At 74.9% G+C, this 15,403-nt stretch carries 13 protein-coding genes; 3 read left to right on the top strand and 10 right to left on the bottom strand.

Features of this window, described 5'->3' with window-relative positions; all coding sequences use genetic code 11:
- The first annotated feature begins 186 nt into the window (after positions 1-186).
- Positions 187-624, top strand: coding sequence for an acyl-CoA thioesterase (locus ACFYS8_RS29475; RefSeq protein ID WP_387646600.1), 438 nt, complete (start codon positions 187-189; stop codon positions 622-624).
- A 58-nt stretch (positions 625-682) separates the two neighbouring features.
- Positions 683-1,375 carry a hypothetical protein gene (locus ACFYS8_RS29470; protein WP_387646598.1) on the top strand — a complete coding sequence of 231 codons (693 nt, stop codon included), beginning with the start codon at positions 683-685 and terminating at the stop codon, positions 1,373-1,375.
- Positions 1,376-1,387: 12 nt separating this feature from the next.
- On the opposite strand, the gene ACFYS8_RS29465 is transcribed toward ACFYS8_RS29470, so the two are convergent.
- The 10 genes from ACFYS8_RS29465 to ACFYS8_RS29420 form a co-directional block, all read right to left on the bottom strand.
- Positions 1,388-1,828 carry a globin gene (locus ACFYS8_RS29465; protein WP_387646595.1) on the bottom strand — a complete coding sequence of 147 codons (441 nt, stop codon included), beginning with the start codon at positions 1,826-1,828 and terminating at the stop codon, positions 1,388-1,390.
- Between the two features lie 83 nt (positions 1,829-1,911).
- Positions 1,912-3,051: an ABC transporter permease gene (locus tag ACFYS8_RS29460; RefSeq protein ID WP_387646592.1), complete on the bottom strand. Its 1,140-nt coding sequence runs from the start codon at positions 3,049-3,051 to the stop codon at positions 1,912-1,914.
- Positions 3,048-3,965 carry an ABC transporter ATP-binding protein gene (locus ACFYS8_RS29455; RefSeq protein WP_387646590.1) on the bottom strand — a complete coding sequence of 306 codons (918 nt, stop codon included), beginning with the start codon at positions 3,963-3,965 and terminating at the stop codon, positions 3,048-3,050. Before ACFYS8_RS29455 ends, ACFYS8_RS29460 begins: the two co-directional genes overlap by 4 nt.
- 158 nt (positions 3,966-4,123) lie before the next feature.
- Positions 4,124-5,566, bottom strand: a complete 1,443-nt coding sequence (locus tag ACFYS8_RS29450) for an FHA domain-containing protein (protein WP_387646587.1) — start codon at positions 5,564-5,566, stop codon at positions 4,124-4,126.
- Between the two features lie 111 nt (positions 5,567-5,677).
- Positions 5,678-7,015: a VWA domain-containing protein gene (locus ACFYS8_RS29445; protein WP_387646584.1), complete on the bottom strand. Its 1,338-nt coding sequence runs from the start codon at positions 7,013-7,015 to the stop codon at positions 5,678-5,680.
- Positions 7,016-7,046: 31 nt separating this feature from the next.
- On the bottom strand, positions 7,047-8,162 hold the full coding sequence (locus ACFYS8_RS29440) for a PP2C family serine/threonine-protein phosphatase (RefSeq protein WP_387646581.1): 1,116 nt from the start codon (positions 8,160-8,162) through the stop codon (positions 7,047-7,049).
- Between the two features lie 2 nt (positions 8,163-8,164).
- Positions 8,165-10,738: a tetratricopeptide repeat protein gene (locus tag ACFYS8_RS29435; protein ID WP_387646579.1), complete on the bottom strand. Its 2,574-nt coding sequence runs from the start codon at positions 10,736-10,738 to the stop codon at positions 8,165-8,167.
- Positions 10,731-12,212 (bottom strand): hypothetical protein, encoded by a 1,482-nt coding sequence (locus tag ACFYS8_RS29430; RefSeq protein WP_387646576.1) that lies wholly within the window; start codon positions 12,210-12,212, stop codon positions 10,731-10,733. The genes ACFYS8_RS29435 and ACFYS8_RS29430 overlap by 8 nt, the downstream gene beginning before the upstream one ends.
- A 131-nt stretch (positions 12,213-12,343) precedes the next feature.
- On the bottom strand, positions 12,344-13,258 hold the full coding sequence (locus ACFYS8_RS29425; RefSeq protein WP_387646573.1) for a glutamate ABC transporter substrate-binding protein: 915 nt from the start codon (positions 13,256-13,258) through the stop codon (positions 12,344-12,346).
- A 14-nt stretch (positions 13,259-13,272) separates the two neighbouring features.
- A complete protein-coding gene (locus ACFYS8_RS29420; RefSeq protein ID WP_387646570.1) occupies positions 13,273-14,631 on the bottom strand; it encodes a hypothetical protein in 1,359 nt (452 codons plus the stop codon).
- Positions 14,632-14,811: 180 nt separating this feature from the next.
- Here ACFYS8_RS29420 and ACFYS8_RS29415 point away from each other — a divergent pair, with 180 nt between their 5' ends.
- Positions 14,812-15,384, top strand: coding sequence for a nucleosidase (locus tag ACFYS8_RS29415; protein ID WP_387646568.1), 573 nt, complete (start codon positions 14,812-14,814; stop codon positions 15,382-15,384).
- Positions 15,385-15,403 lie beyond the last annotated feature (19 nt).

Raw genomic sequence — 15,403 nt, 5'->3', positions numbered from 1 at the left:
GGGCGCTGTGGGGCCCCCCCCCCCCGCCGCCCCATACATACCCCCCCCCCGGGGGGGCCCCGCGCCCCCCCCCCCGCGGCGCCCCGGGGCCCCCCCGGGCGCCCCGCCCCCCCCCCCCGGGGGGGGGGCGGGCGGCCCCGCGGCCCGTAGGCTTCCTGCGGGTCCACCTGATGTGAGGAGAACACCGTGGCACGCCACATCTACGCCTGCCCCCTGCGGTGGTCGGACATGGACGCCTTCGGTCACGTCAACAACGTGGTCTTCCTGCGCTACCTGGAGGAGGCCCGGATCGACTTCATGTTCACCCAGGCCGCCGAGGCCGGCGCCGGGGAGTTCGCGGGCGGGTCCGTGGTGGCCCGCCACGAGATCGACTACAAGCGGCCGCTGGTGCACCGCCCCGAGCCGGTCACCATCGAGACCTGGGTGACGAAGATCGGCGGAGCCTCGCTGACCGTCTCCTACGAGATCAAGGACATCGCCGAGGACGGCACCGAGACGGTCTACGTCACCGCCTCCACCGTGGTCGTCCCCTACAACCTCGTCGAGGGCCGCCCGCGCCGGATCAGCCCCGTGGAGCGGGAGTTCCTCAGCCGCTTCATGGACGAGCAGCCCGCCGCCGTCTGACCGGCCCCGGACCACGTCGCACCGAGACCGCCGCACTCACGAATCGAGCTGAACCCCCGTGACCGCGAACCCCCGCCTCGACCTCGCCGACCAGGGCGAGGCCGCCGACCTGGTGGCCTTCCTGGGCCGGCTGCTCCGCTTCGACCGGGCCGCCGCGGTCCGGCTGCAGGCGGTTCCGGGGGCGGACGGCGGCGGCGTGCTGGCGGTGTTCGGACGGCTGCCGCTGGGCGGGTCGGCGGTGCTCGCGGTGCGTACCGTGCGGCTCGCCGGTGAACCGGCGGCGGCCGATCTGACCGTCTCCGCCGGGCAGTTGCTGGAGTCCGTGGACGAGCCGGGCGCCCACCTGACGCTGCCCGCCCCCGTCACCGGCCCGTCCTGGGCGGGCCTGCTGCCGCCGCGCTCCGGCTGGCAGCCGCTCGGGCAGCCGCCGGTCGACCGGGTGATGGACGAAGTGCGCACCGCCGTCGCCGAGTTCAAGCAGCGCGTCGCCGAGGTGCCGGAGCACCATCGGAGCCGGCAGACGGTGGACGCGATGGCGGACGAGATCTGGTCCCGGCCGCTGGGCGCCGCCGAGGGCCTGCCGCTGCGGGCCGCGCACGCCGCCCACGCGATCGGGTTCCTGCGGCCCGGCACCCCGCTGCACGCGTTCCGGGCCGGCCCCTGGCTGCGTCTGGACGCCCCGGCCGGCTCGGTCGCCCTGCGTTCCGGCGGCGCCCCCGGTGCGGGCCTGGGTCTCAGCCCGCTGCGGTAGCCAGGAGCGGCGTCAGCCCGCGGTGTTGATCATCGCGGAGGCGGCGTACGTCATGTAGTTCCACAGCTCGCGCTCGTCCTCGGCGGGCAGCGCGAGCTGGTCGAGGGCGGTGCGCATGTTCCGCAGCCAGGCGTCGTGCGCGGCGCGGTCGACCTGGAACGGGACGTGCCGCATCCGCAGGCGCGGGTGGCCGCGGTTCTCGCTGTAGGTGCGCGGGCCGCCCCAGTACTGCATGAGGAACAGCGCGAAGCGCTCCTCGGCGGGGCCGAGGTCCTCCTCCGGGTACATCGGGCGCAGCAACTCGTCCTGGGCGACGCCCTGGTAGAAGAGGTGGACCAGCCGGCGGAAGGTCTGCTCGCCGCCGACGCGGTCATAGAAGCTCTGTTCCTCCTCCTCCGCCGTCGTCGGCTGCACGGTCTCCTCGTGTACGGTGTCGCGCCCGGTGTCAGTCACCCGTCCATGGTCGCAGACGCCGACGGGGGCCGTACACCGGGACTTTCGGTGTACGGCCCCCGTCGCGGGGCGGGTGCGGACGGCTACGCGTCGTCCCAGTTGAAGAAGCGCCAGGCGATGGCGGACAGCACCACCGTGAAGCCCAGCAGGACGCCCATGCCGGGCAGGGCCTCGGCGATGCCGCCGCCCTGGCTGAGCACCGACTTGGCGGGGTTGATCAGGTAGCGCAGCGGCAGGGCCTTGGAGACGTCCTGCAGCCAGGCGGGCGCGAAGTCCAGCGGGATGAACGCGCCGCCGAGGAAGGACATCGGCAGGATGATCAGCTGGTTCAGGCCGTTCGCCGACTCCTCGGACTTCGCCAGCGAGCCGGTGAGCAGACCGAGCGACATGAAGGCCAGGGTGCCGCAGATCACCAGCGGGATCACCAGCCACCAGTTGCCGGTGAGCTTGAGGCCGAAGAAGTCCAGCTGCGCGACCGCGAGGAACAGCGCGGTCTGGGCGAGCGCCACGATCACGCTGACCAGCACCCGGGCGCCGACGATGGTGCCCGCCGAGATGGGCGCCAGCCGCAGGCGGCGCAGCACCCGCTTCTTGCGCCAGGTCACCAGGGTGAACGAGGCGCCGTAGACCGCGCCCATGGAGATGGCGTAGGCGAGCAGGCCGGGCGTCAGGTACTGGATCGGCTTGGTGGAGTCGTCCTCGACCTTGGTGGCGTCCAGGGTGAAGGCGGGGGTGGCGTGCGAGGCCTGCTGGTTGGCGGTCTGCACCAGGGAGTTCATGATGCCCTGCACGGTGCCGGACTTGACCTGGTCGGCCTGGCTGAAGCGGAGCACCAGCTTGCCGTCGGGGCCCTCGGTCACCAGGCCGTCGAGGTCGCCCTTCTTGACCTTGGCGAGGGCCTCGTTCTCGTCGGCGAAGGGGGTGATCTCCAGGACGGACAGCGGGCCGTCCTTCTGGTCCTTCAGCGCGTCCAGCAGCTTGACCTGGCCGACTTCGCCGACCTTGACGTGCGAGGTGCCGCCGCCCTTGTAGAGGACGCCGAACAGCACCAGGAACATCAGCGGCAGGGCCAGCGTGAAGAACAGGGTGCCCTTGTCGCGGACGAAGCCGAGCAGCATGACCCGGGACAGTCCGACGAAGGCGTTGGCCTTCTCCCGCCCGCCGTCGGAGGCGGGGGAGGTGGGGGAGGTGGGGGAGGTGGGGGCCTGGTCGGTGGCGGTCATGCCCGGTACTCCCGTCCGGTCAGCTGGAGGAAGACGTCCTCCAGGGTGGCGCCGCGGACCTCGAGGCCGCGCAGCGCGTTCTCCTCGGCCAGCATGGAGAGCACCGGCCCGGGCGCGTCGGTGGACAGGGCCAGGGTGATGCCGTCGTCCTCCAGGTTGCTGAACACCGCGCCGGCGGCGGTGAGCAGTTCCCGGGCGCGGTCGGCGGTCAGCATTCCGGATTCCACCCGGATCCGGACGGTGTCGTCGATCTCGCGGACCAGCGCCGCGGGGGCGCCGGTGCGCAGCACCTTTCCGTGGTCCATCACCGAGACGCGGTCGCAGAGGATCTCCGCCTCGTCCAGGTAGTGGGTGGTGAGGACGACGGTGCGGCCCTCGGCGTTGATGTCGCGCAGCAGGTCCCACAGGTTGCGGCGGGCCTGCGGGTCGAGGCCGGTGGTCGGCTCGTCGAGGAACACCAGCTCCGGGTCGTGCACCAGGGCGCACGCGATGGACAGGCGCTGGGCCTGGCCGCCGGACATCTTGTCGGTCAGCGCGCCCGCCGACTCGGTCAGGCCGACCCGCTCCAGCATCGCGTCGGCCGCCTTCGGGCCGATGCCGTAGAAGGAGGCGAAGGTGCGGATGGTCTCGCGCGCCGTCAGCTTGTTGAAGAACGCCGACGCCTGGAACTGCACTCCGATGCGCGGCAGCAGCTTGCTGTTGCGCGGCCACGGAGACAGGCCGAGCAGCTCCACCCGGCCCTCGTCGGCCTCCCGGATGCCCTCCAGGATCTCCAGCGTGGTGGTCTTGCCCGCCCCGTTCGGTCCGAGCAGACCGTAGAACTCGCCAGTGCTGACGGAGAGGGACACTCCGTCGACAGCCTGGACATCCCCGTACCGCTTCCGGATCCCATCCGCGGTTATTGCTTCAGTCATGGGGCGAGCGTAGGGGGTGCGGGCAGTGCCCACGAACACCCTTGTACGAATTTTGATCGTTCGGTGATGGCCGGACACGCCACCGGCCCGGCGGTGGAAGCGATGAACGCCCCGCCGCCGGGCCGGTGGTGATGCATCGTCAGCGAACTGACCGCCTGTCAGGCCCGGTGCACCGTGATGGTGGTCCAGGCACCGATGTGGATGCGGTCGCCGTCGTTCAGCGGGATCGCGGTGTGCGGCGGCAGGGTGTCCGGGCCGCCGTTGAGGGTGGTGCCGTTGGTGGAGTCCTGGTCGACCACCACCCAGCTGCCGTCCGGCTGTTCGGCGAGCAGGGCGTGCTGGTGCGAGGCGCCCGGGTCCTCCGGGGAGACCGACAGGTCGATCTCCGGCACGGTGCCGCGCTGCTGGCTGCGCCGCCCGATCCGCAGCTGGCCCCGGCCGGTCAGCGGGATCCGCCGCTCCTGGGTGTACGGCGGGAAGAACAGCCCGGCCGCCTCCGGGCCGCTGCGGGTCATCATGTCGCTGAAGTAGTCGTGGTCGGCGGCCACCACGGCGAACCAGGTGGTGCGCTGCGGCGCGGCCGGCGGCTGGCCCTGCTGCTGACCCGGCTGCCCCTGCTGCCCGGGCGGGGTCAGCCGGAACGAGGTGCCGAAGTCGTCGCCGCTCTGCGGGGGACGCTGCTGCTGCCCCGGCTGCGGGCCGGAGGGCTCGGCGTACACCGGGCCCGGGCGCTCGTAGTCGCTGTCGGGGAAGGCGGCCGGCGGGCGCTTCTCGAAGCCGGGCGCGGCAGCAGGCCCGCCGTGGGCAGGCGCGGACGGTGCGGCGGGCGCGCCCGGGTAGCCGGGCGGCGGCGCGGAGGCCGGGCCGGGCGCGGGCTGCTGGTAGCCCGACCGCTCGTAGTCGGACCGCTCGTAGTCCGGCCGCTCGTACGGGTTCTGCGGCTCGAACGGCTGCTGCGGGCGCTCGAACGGCGTCGGCCGCTCGAAGCCGGGCGCGGGCGCAGCCGGCTCGAACGCGGACGGCTCGAACCCGGCGGGCGCGGCCGGCGGCGCGGCGGGCGGCGGGAAGCCGTAGCCGTGCTGCGCGGACGGCGCGCCCTGCGGCGCCCGGCCCGGCTCGGGGCGGCCGTGCGGGCCGCCGGCGGGCTGCGGCGCGGGCGGCGGAGGCTGGTGCCCGGCCGGGGCGGGACCGCCCGGCGGGCGGGGCGTGACGGCCAGGTTGTAGTCGTACCCGCAGTCCTCGCAGTACCGGCCGGTCTGCGGGGTGCGGCAGATCGGGCAGGTGGCCAGCGCCGAGGTGGCGGCCGCCGGCGGCGGGGCGCCGTACGGGCCGGGGGCACCGGGTGCGCCGGGTGCGCCGGCGGCGGCGGGCCCGGTGGGCGTGCCGCCCGCCGGGGTGGCGGGGCGGCGCGGCTCGAAGTAGCCGCCGCCGCCCCCGGCCGGGGTGCCGCGCGGCGGGGTGCTGCCCGGCCCGGCGGGCGGGAAGCCACCGCCGTACGGGGCCTGCGGCGGGGCAGGCGCGGCGCCGGGCGCGCCGGGGCCGCCGGGCTGGGCCGGTGCGGCCGGGAATCCGGGGATCGCCAGCCCGGGCGGCGGGGTCATCGGGAATCCGCAGTAGTCGCACCAGTCCTCGGCCTGAGACTCGTGTCCCCTAGGGCAGATCGGCATCAGGTCCCCCACACTCCAGCAGGTTCGGGTCCGGCGGTGTCCGGCTCACTTCTTCACGCGTACGGTCTTGGTCGATCGGGTCTCGAGTGTCATCGAGTCGGCCTCGCTCACGTTCTTACGGAACCGAACGGTACCCTCCCCGGCGTCCACGACGTCCACCACCTTCCGCAGCAGCTTGAGGGTGCCCTCGTTGCCGCCGGCGTGGGCGAGGCGGACGGCGGCGCCGAGTTTGGCGGTGGCGCGGTCCAGGTCGCCGGCCCGGTGGGCCTCCAGGCCGTCGCGGATGGAGTCGGCGAGTTCGGCCTGTCCGGTGTAGTGCGCGACCTGGGCGTTGATCCGGGTCGAGGAGGCCAGGTCGTCGGTCCAGACGGCGCGTACCAGGCCCTGGCCGAGGACCTCGGCGGTGCCGTCGGCCTGTGGCAGGACCAGGCTGATCCGGGCGGCCAGCATCTCGTTGCCGACGGCGGCGGCCGGGACTTCGACGCACACGTGGTAGTCGCGGGACTCGTCGCCCCACGAGCCGGTCGGGTAGTCGCCCGCCCGAGGGCCGGCCTCGGTGCGGCGTTCGGTGAGGTCCTCGACGGCGGGCGCGACCTGCTTGACGAACTTCACCTGGGCGTTGGCGGGCGTCCACACCCGCAGGGCCACGTCGGCGACCTGCTTGCCCATGGCGGTGGCCATCATGGCGCGGAAGTCGTCGGCGAGGCCGGAGGGTTCGGCGACGATGTCGACGGTGCCGAGCAGCGCGGAGGAGATCTTCCGCAGTTCGGCGACCTCCCAGTCGGTGCCGACGCCCCGGCAGTCGGCGGTGAAGGCGCCGGTCGCCGCGTCCAGGGCGCGTTGCAGGTCGGCGGGCTTCTCGTGCTCGTTGCGGCCGTCGGTGAGCAGGACGGCGTGCCGGATCGACGCCTGCGGGTGCGAGTCGAACAGCTGCCGGGCCTTGGTGATCCAGGTGCCGATCGCGGTGCCGCCGGACGGCTTGAGGCGGCGCAGCGCCTCCTTGGCGTGGCCGCGGGTGTACCGGTCGACGACGGCGAGCCGGCCGTTGCCGGGGAAGACGTCGACGGCCTCGTGGGTGCCGGCCACCACGGCGAACGCGACGCCGTCGCGCAGGGTGTCGATGGCGGCGGCGGTGGCCTCCCGGGCGTGCCGCATCTTGGTGTTCGGGTGCTCCATCGAGCCGGAGCAGTCGATCACCAGCACCACGGCGGCGCCCGGCCCGGGGGCGGGGGCCGCGCCGAGCGGCCGCCCGCCGGAGGTGCCACCGCCGGTCGCGGTGACGGTGACGATCGCGTTGACCTCCCGGGAGCCCTGCGCGAGGTACTCGTTCTGGAACACGTCGACGTCGAATCTCGGCGCGACGGGCTTGGACAACGAGGCCATGCGTGGGGCTCCTGTCGGAGAGTCGGGACGGTCAGTTCACCGCGGGTTCGGCGGCCTGGCGCAGCGGCACGGTGTCCGGGTCGGCGGCGGCGCGCGGCAGCGGGACGTCGACCAGGGTGGCGTCGTGGGTGGACGGGGCGACGTGCGGGTCGATCGGCAGCACGGCGACGGTGATGTTGTCGTGCCCGCCGCGCTCGACCGCGAACCGCACCAGCTCGCGGGCGGCGGCCAGCGGTTCGGCGCGGGCGTCGGCGCGGACGAAGAACGCCAGGTCGGTGGCGGCCTCGGCGTAGTTCCACAGGCCGTCGGTGCAGATCAGCAGCACGCCGGGGACGTGCGGGGTGAAGCTGACGGTGTGCGGGTCGAGGTCCTCGGCGTCGGCGCCGAGCCAGCCGGTGATGGCGTGGGCGCGCGGGTCGGCGTAGGCCTCGGCCTCGTCCATCAGCCTGGCGGCGACCATCCGGGCCGCCCAGGAGTCGTCCTCGGTGAGGCGGTACGGCTCGGCGGACTCGCGGTCGTCGGGGATCCAGTAGGCGCGGGTGTCGCCGACCCAGCCGATGGTGACCAGGCCGCCGGTGCTGACCGCGCTGACGTAGGTACAGGCGGGAGCGTTGTTGTGGCGGCCCGGTTCGGCGGGGGTGCCGTCGTGGGCGAGCGCGGTGACGGCCCGGTTGGCGGCGCCGATCGCCTCGTGCATGGCCCGGCCGGGGTCGCGGCCGGCCGCCAGCGCGGCGAGCAGCGAGTCGGTGGCGGCGGTGACGGCGGTGGCGGACGCCTCGTCGGGGCGGGCCGAGGAGGAGACGCCGTCGCAGACCACGGCGACCACGGCGGGCGCGCCGTCCGGGCCGTCGGTGGTGGCGACGCCGAACGCGTCCTCGTTGCGGTGGTGGCGCAGGCCCCGGTCGGAGACCGCGGCGACGCCCGTCACCTGGTGTTCCTGGTGGTCGCGTTCGCGGGGCTGGGCGTGCCCGCAGCGCTGGCACCAGCCGTCGGCGAGCTCGGTGGAGCCGCAGTTCGGGCAGCTGGGTACCACCGGCAGGTCGCGGAGGGTCGGCGGTCCGGTCAGGGCAGTGCCGCAGGCCCCGCAGAAGGCGTCCTGGGGCCCCAGCGGTTCGGCACAGGTCGGGCACTCGGTCTGCTGCGGCATGTTCACACCCACGTCCGGGGGCGGGCCCGGTTGGCCCGTTCCACCCACTCGATCCTTTTCTCGGCACGGTCGGTCAACCGTGCCAACACCCGGTAGGAGTGTTCCAGGGCGAGCCGCAGTTCCCGTTCCGCGGCGGGATGTCCCAGCACGGTCAGCGTGGCGGGCTTCCCTTCGGCTCCGGCCAGTACCCACTCCAGGGCGGTCTCCAGTACTTCGGCGGCGAGTTCGGCGCGCCGCCGGGCGTCCAGCGCGAGGGCCGTCAGCTGGGTGGAGCTGTCGGCGAGCTCGGCGGCCAGCGGCTCGGTGGCGGCGCGGCCGCGCAGCCGGGCCCGTACGGCGCCGATCCGGGCCGCGGTGTGGTGCGTGGAGCTCTCCGGCACCGACTCCAGCGCGGCGACCGCGCCGGGCCGGTCGCCGGCCCGCAGCCGGACCCGGGCCAGGCCGAACGCGGCGCCGACGAACGACCGGTCGGTGCCGCCGACCAGCCCGTAGTGGGCGGCGGCCTCCTCGGTGTCGTCGAGCAGTTCGGCGCAGACCGCGAGCGCCAGCTTGGGTGCGGCCTCGCCCGGGAACGCGTCGTAGACGGCGTCGAAGGACTCGGCGGCGGTCTCGGCCCGGCCTGCGGCGAGCGCGGCCAGCCCGCGATACCACACCACCCGCCAGTCGCCGGGGTGTTCGTCCTCCAGGGCGGCCAGCGCCTGGCCCGCGGTGTCGTCGTCGGCGAGTTCCAGGTGGGCGCGCACCACCCGCAGGCGCAGCTCCGCGGAGTCGGCGCCGGCCGCGCGCAGGGCGGTGAGGGCCTCGGCGGGGTCGGTGGCGGGCAGCGCGGACAGGAAGCCGGCGTTCGGGTCGGCCGGGTCGACCAGCGGCGCGGGGAGCGCCAGCGCGGCGGCCCGGGGGTCCGGCGGCTGCTCGCCGAAGTCGGGGTCCACCACGCGCAGTTCCGGGCCGAACAGGGTGGAGACGGCGGGCCGGGGCCGGCCGTCCTGGAGGCTGAGCACCTCGCGCAGCACGCCGGTGAGCTGCCCGGCCATCTCCTCGGCGGAGGCGAACCGGCGGGCCGGGTCCGGGTCGGTGGCGCGCAGCAGGAAGCGGTGGAAGGACTCGTAGCGGGCGAACACCTCGACCTCGTCCGGGCCCGGCAGCTCGTGCCGCCGGCGGCCGGTCCAGCCCTGGAAGTCGAAGGTCAGCACGGCCAGCGTGCGGCCCACCGTGTACAGGTCGGAGGCGGGGGAGGGGCCGTCGGTGGCGATCTCCGGTGCCTGGTAGCCGACGGTGCCGTAGATCGGCCCGTCGTCGTCGTGCCGGCGGACCGCGCCCAGGTCGATCAGCTTGAGGGTGTCGTCCGACTGGATCACGTTGTCAAGCTTGAAGTCGCAGTACACCAGCCCGCGGGCGTGCAGGTAGCCGAGCGCGGGCAGCGCCTCCAGCGCGTACGCGACGGCCTGCTCGACCGGCATCGGCTCGCGGCGGCCGTCCGGGGTGCGGCGCTCGCCGGCGATGTCCTTCAGCGACTTGCCGCCGACGTACTCCATCACGATGTAGCCGTCGGCGGCGGCGGTGCGGGCGTCCGGGTGCTCGACGAAGTTGATGATCCGGACGATGTTCGGATGATCGACCTCGGCCAGGAAGCGGCGTTCGGCGATCGCCACCGCCAGCGCGTCCTCGTCGCCGGTGTCCAGCAGGCCCTTGAGCACCACCCAGCGGTCGTTGACCCGGCGGTCCACCGCCAGGTAGATCCAGCCCAGGCCGCCGTGCGCCAGACAGCCCATCACCTCGTACTGACCGCCGACCAGATCGCCGCGCACCAGCTTCGGGGTGAACGAGTACGGGGTGCCGCACTTGGTGCAGAAACCCTCCGGGCGGCCCGGGACACCGTTCTTCTCCCGGCCCACCGGGTGGTCGCAGCGCGAGCAGAACCGCTTCTTCTCCGGTACCTGCGGGTCCGTCAGCACCGCCTTCGACGGGTCGGCGGTCGGCACCGGCGGCACCGCGACCAGGCCAGCGCCGAGGTTGCCGCGCCGGCCGCTGCCGCTGCTGCCCCGGGAGCTGCGCACCGAGACCGAGCGGCCGGAGGCGGTGCGGGCGGAGCGGCGCGAGCGACCCGAGGAGGTCGGGGCCGGGCCGGACCACGCGGAGGTGGAGGCGCCGGACTCGGTGGTGACGCGGCCGGTGCCGGTGCCGGTCGTGCCGGTCGTGCCGGTGGCGGGTTCGGCGGCCAGGCCGCAGTCGTCGCAGTAGCCGTCGGGGTCGATGGTGCCCGCGCAGTCGGGGCGGCCGCACGGCTCGCCGGGAGCGGGAGCCTTGCGCGGGGCCTGCGCGGAGACGGGGGCGGAGGCCGGTGCGGAGACGGGCCCGGACGCCGTGCGCGGGGCCGGGACGGAGGCGGTGGGGGGTGCCAGGCCGCACTCGGTGCAGTAGCCGTCGTCGTCGATCCGGCCGTCGCAGCCGGGGCGGCCGCAGGGCCGGTCCGGGGACGCGGAGCTGGCGGCGGCGGGGGCGAGACCGCACTCGGTGCAGTAGCCGTCGCCGTCGATCTCGCCGTCGCAGTCCGGACGGGCACACGCCTCAGCCATCGGTCTCCTCCCCCTTGGAACTGTCCTCGATCTGCGGTGCGGGCTCGGCCTGCGGTGCGGGCTCGCTCGGCGGCGCGGGCGCGGGCGCGGGCGCGAGCTGCGGTGCGGGCGCGAGCTGCGGTGCGGGCGCGAGCTGCGGTGCGGGCGCGAGCTGCGGTGCGGGCGCGAGCTGCGGTGCGGGTTCCAGCTGTGGTGCGGGCCGGCGCTCCGGGGCGCGCAGCGCGTGCTGGAAGCGGGCGACGGCCTCGGCGCCGGCCCGCAGGTCGCACGGGGCGCTCCAGAGCAGCCAGCGGGCCTTCTCGAAACGTTCGACCACTTCGGGGTCCTCGGCCAGGCCGAGCCGGGCGGCCATCGCCTTGTACGCCTCCAGCCGGCCGCGCAGTTCGGCCCGGACGGCGAGCGGCTGGGCGACCTCGGTGAGGGCCTGCCGGGCCCGGCCGAGTTCCTTGTCGGCGGCGTCCTCCAGGGCGTCCAGCAGCGGGCCGAGCCGGTGCCACTGGCCGGTCTGCTGGTAGCCGACGGCCTGGGTGATCGCCTCGCGCAGCGCGGACGCCGGGCCGGGTACGGCGGGTACCTCGGTGGCGGCGATCTTCGCCAGCACCTCGCCGCGGGCCCGTCTCGCCTCGGCGAGCGTCAGGTCGGCGCGCTGGAGCAGGTCGGCGACCTGCTGGAGGCGTTCGTGGGACTCGTCGCGCAGCCGCAGCAGCGCCTCCAGTTCGACCCGGACGTCGTCCAGGGCGCGGCCCATCCGGTCGAAGCCGGAGGTGTCGACGGCGCCGGTGGGGGAGGCCCAGGTGGCGTCCTCGGCGGCGCGGCCGCGCTGCGCGGGCACCCGGGACGGCCGCCACAGGGCCAGCGGGTCGGCCACCACCTCGGCCCGCAGCGCCGTCAACTGCCCGGCCAGCTGCGCGAGGTCGTCGGCCAGCGGGTGCCCGCCAGGGCGGACTCCGACGGAGAGCGCGAGCATCTGCACCCGGCCGAGTTCGGCGAGCAGCAGGTCGATCCGGGCGGGCAGCGCCGACCACACCGCGTCGACGGCGCTGACCACCTCGACCACCACGGCGTACCAGGCGTTCATCCGCTCCAGCAGCTCGGCGAGCGTGACCCGCTCCACCAGCCGGGCGGGCGCGCCGAGTTGACCGGCCGCCTCGGGGAGGCGGCCGCCGGAGACGGTGACGGCGCGGCCGGAGAGCAGTTCGCCGAGCTCGGCGAGTTCGGCGGCGGTGGGCCGGGTGCGGCGCGAGCGCACGGCGCGGGCCGAGGCCAGCGCCTCCGCGTACCGGTCGAACAGCGCCCACAGCAGCGCCATGCCGCCCTCGGCGACCGCCCAGCGCTCCTGGGTGCGCCCGGACAGTTCGGCGCCGGTCAGCAGCCGCAGCCCGGGGTGGTCCTGGAGCGCCAGCAGCGCCGCCTCGACCGCGTCGCGCTCGGCGCCCAGCCGGGCCAGCGCGCGGTCCACCTGCTCACGGTTCATCACCGGGCGGTTCCCTCCGACCATCGCGGTTCCTCCTCTCGGGCACGCTCGTGGTGACGGGGCGTCGCTCCGTCGGCGGCAAGTCTCCCCGACGTCCGCCCCGGGGCGGACGCCGGTCCCCCGCCGGACGGTCACGGCAGGTACGGGTCCGGGGCCCCCATGGTGTCGCGCAGCCAGTGGTCGTAGGACGCCTGCCAGCTGCCGTCGGCCCGCCGGTCGACCAGCACCTGGTTGACCCACGCGATCAGATCGGTGTCGTTCTGGTTCATCGCCACGCCCATCCAGGCGGGCAGGATCGGCTCGCCCACCATCTCCACCAGCGGGTCCTGGGCGACCTGCGCGGCGGCCAGCTCGCTGTCCGTCAAGGTGGCGTCCACCTCGCCGAGTTGCATCCGCACCAGGCAGTCCAGCTGGCTCTCCAGAGCGAGCACCGAGACGGTGCCGTGCGGGTCGCGCTTCAGCTCGGCCTCCGAGGAGGAGGTCTGCGCGACGCACGCCCGCTTGCCCTTCAGCGCCTCGGCCAGCGACTTGGCGTGCGCGGACTTCGGCACCACCACCCGCTGGGCGACCCGGAAGTACGGCGCCGAGAAGGAGATGTCCTTCTTGCGCTCGCAGGTGATGGTCATGGTGCGGGTGATCAGGTCGACCTCGCCGTTCTTCACCGCCTCGACCCGGCGGGCGGTGGGCACGGTCTTCAGGGTGACCTTGTCCGGGTCGCCGAGCAGCGACTTGGCGATGGCGTGCGCGAGGTCGAGGTCGAAGCCCTCGATCCGGCCGGTCTGCGGGTTGCGGAAGCCCCAGTGGTAGCTGTTCTGGTCGACGCCGACCACCAGGGTGCCGCGCTCGCGGATCTTGGCGATCTTCGCGCCGGCCGTCTGACGGGGCGGCAGCGAATCCGTCGGATCGCAGCTGTCGGTGGCCGCTGCCGGTGCCTGGGGCGCGGCCTGCGGGGCGGGCCCGCCCGCGCCGTCGGCGCTGCCGGTGGCGAGCACCCCGGCCGCGAGCACCACCGCCGCCACCAGGAAACGTGATCTTGCCGTGCGCATCCCTCGTCCCCCCTCTACCGGTACTCGGCCAGTCGGCGGCCGATGCCGCGCAGTGCGGCGGCCGCGCCCAGGACGGTCAGCACTCCGGCGGCCACCGCCTGGCCGGCCAGCACGCCGTCCACGCCGCCCGCCTCCCGGGCGAACGCGTCCTGCTCGACCTGTGCGGCGGCCGCCCACTTTCCGTCGGCGGCCCGGAACGCGGCGTCCGCGGTGTCGGTGCCGCCCGCCGTCAACGTCCGTTGCAGCGCGGCCTCGTAGTCGCCGGCCGAGTTCTTCGCGGCGGCGTCCTTGTGCCGGTCCTGCCACTGCCGGAACGCGCGCTCGGCTTCGGTCAGCGGACCGACCGCCGCAGGATCCGGTTCTGCGCCGACCGCCAACCCGCTGACCGAACCGATGGTGCGCACGTCGGCGCCGAGCGTGGCGACCAGGCTGTCCCACTGCTTGGTGTACTTGTCGCTGGCGCCTCGGGCCACCAGGTCGAGGTTCTCCGCGGTGTGCGCCTGAAGTGCCGCGATCCGCACCTCGTTCAGGTCCTGCAGCGGCCGGGTGCCGTACGCATGACTGGCCGCCAGGTCGCTGTATGCCGTCACGGTGCCCGTCATCAGCCACAGCAGCGCGGTCAGCACCGCCAGCGAGCTGCCGAGCAGCCCGAGGTTGAACACCCGGTTGGTGCGCCGGAACAGCAGCACCTGGTAACGGACCAGCGCGGCCAGCGCCAGTACACCGAGCGCCAGCGTCGTCCACGGGACCGCCCCGGCGTTGAGGTGGTCGGTGTGCAGGCGGGCCGATTCGGCGTCGGCGAGGCGCTGCGCCTGCGGCAGCACGGTGCCCTGCATCAGCTCGGAGGCGTACCGCAGGTAGGCCCCGCCGAGCGGCAGGCCCTGCCGGTCGACGGCCCGGGCGGTCTCCACCAGGCCCGCGTAGCGCGGCAGTTGCTGGTTGAGCTCGGCCAGCGCGCGCTGCGACTCGGCCGAGCCGCCGCTGCGGCCCGCGGCCTCGGCGAGCAGCCGGGCGGCGGTCGCCAGGTCGTCCTGGTAGCGGGCGCGGACCTCGGCGGGCTCGTTGCCGGCCAGCAGGAATCCGGCGGCGGCGGTCGCGTCGGCGTCCGCCAGCCGGCGGTGGATCTCGGCGGCGTCCTGGCTGAGCGGGCCGCTGGCCGACACCACCTGCCCGGCCGCCCGGGACCGGTGCGCGGACTGCCACACCGCCACCGTGCCGAACAGCAGTATCAGCGCGGCCAGTACCGCGCCCGCGGCGCGCAGCCGCCCCGGCGGGGTGGCCGCCGCGCTGCGCAGCCGGGCCACCGGCCCCGGTTCGCGAGCCGCCGCGGGCGCGGGTGCGCCCGCCTGCTTCGTCACTGCCGGTGCTGCCACCGTCCGACCTCCCCGTCCGACGTCCCCCGTCACCCCGCAGTATGGCGGGCCGCGCCGTCCACCACACCTGACTTGAGCGGGAGTTGATCTCTTTGTTCCCGTTCGGCCGCGGTGCGGTCCGCGCCCGCTGCGACGCGTGGCCGACGGCGGACGGTTCCGGGTCCTCGTAAGCTTTCGGTCATGCGCCTGATCGGAACCGTCACCCCCGACCGCCCGTTGCTCGTCCTCGCGCTGCCCGAGGAGGCCGCGTACCTGGACGCCGCGCTGCCGGTGCTGCTGACCGGCATGGGGAAGGTCAACGCGGCGGCCGCGCTGGCCACCGTGCTGGCGGGCGGCTCGAAGCCGTCCGCCGTGGTCAATCTCGGCACCGCCGGGGCGCTGCGGCCCGGCCTGGCCGGCACCCACGAGATCGGCCGGGTGCTCCAGCACGACCTGGACACCCCGCTGCTGGAGCAGCTCACCGGCCGCCCGATGGACGGCCCGATCGATCTCGGCTCCGCCGGGCCGGTGCTCGCCACCGGCGACCGGTTCGTCTCCTCCGACACCGAGCGCGACGAACTCGCCCGCGCCGCCGACCTGGTGGACATGGAGGGCTACGCGATCGCCACCGTCGCCCGCCGCGCCGGGCTGCCCGTCCGCCTGGTCAAGCACGTCAGCGACGAGGCCGGCGACGGCGCGGAGCTCAGCTGGCAGGCGTCCGTGGACGGCTGTGCCCGGCTGCTCGCCGACTGGGCCGCCGCGCAGCTGCGCTGAGGCCCCTGATGCGCGACTG

It is taken from the genome of Kitasatospora sp. NPDC004615 (genome assembly GCF_042873545.1).
Lineage (GTDB): Bacteria > Actinomycetota > Actinomycetes > Streptomycetales > Streptomycetaceae > Kitasatospora.
Note: the sequence above shows the minus strand (reverse complement) of the source record. Positions and strands in the feature narration are given on the sequence as shown.

Coding starts and splice junctions, on each gene's coding strand:
- ACFYS8_RS29460 (WP_387646592.1), bottom strand. CDS start 3,051: ATGACCGCCACCGACCAGGCCCCCACCTCCCCCACCTCCCCCACCTCC.
- ACFYS8_RS29455 (WP_387646590.1), bottom strand. CDS start 3,965: ATGACTGAAGCAATAACCGCGGATGGGATCCGGAAGCGGTACGGGGAT.
- ACFYS8_RS29450 (WP_387646587.1), bottom strand. CDS start 5,566: ATGACCCCGCCGCCCGGGCTGGCGATCCCCGGATTCCCGGCCGCACCG.
- ACFYS8_RS29445 (WP_387646584.1), bottom strand. CDS start 7,015: ATGGCCTCGTTGTCCAAGCCCGTCGCGCCGAGATTCGACGTCGACGTG.
- ACFYS8_RS29440 (WP_387646581.1), bottom strand. CDS start 8,162: ATGCCGCAGCAGACCGAGTGCCCGACCTGTGCCGAACCGCTGGGGCCC.
- ACFYS8_RS29435 (WP_387646579.1), bottom strand. CDS start 10,738: ATGGCTGAGGCGTGTGCCCGTCCGGACTGCGACGGCGAGATCGACGGC.
- ACFYS8_RS29430 (WP_387646576.1), bottom strand. CDS start 12,212: ATGAACCGTGAGCAGGTGGACCGCGCGCTGGCCCGGCTGGGCGCCGAG.
- ACFYS8_RS29425 (WP_387646573.1), bottom strand. CDS start 13,258: ATGCGCACGGCAAGATCACGTTTCCTGGTGGCGGCGGTGGTGCTCGCG.
- ACFYS8_RS29415 (WP_387646568.1), top strand. CDS start 14,812: ATGCGCCTGATCGGAACCGTCACCCCCGACCGCCCGTTGCTCGTCCTC.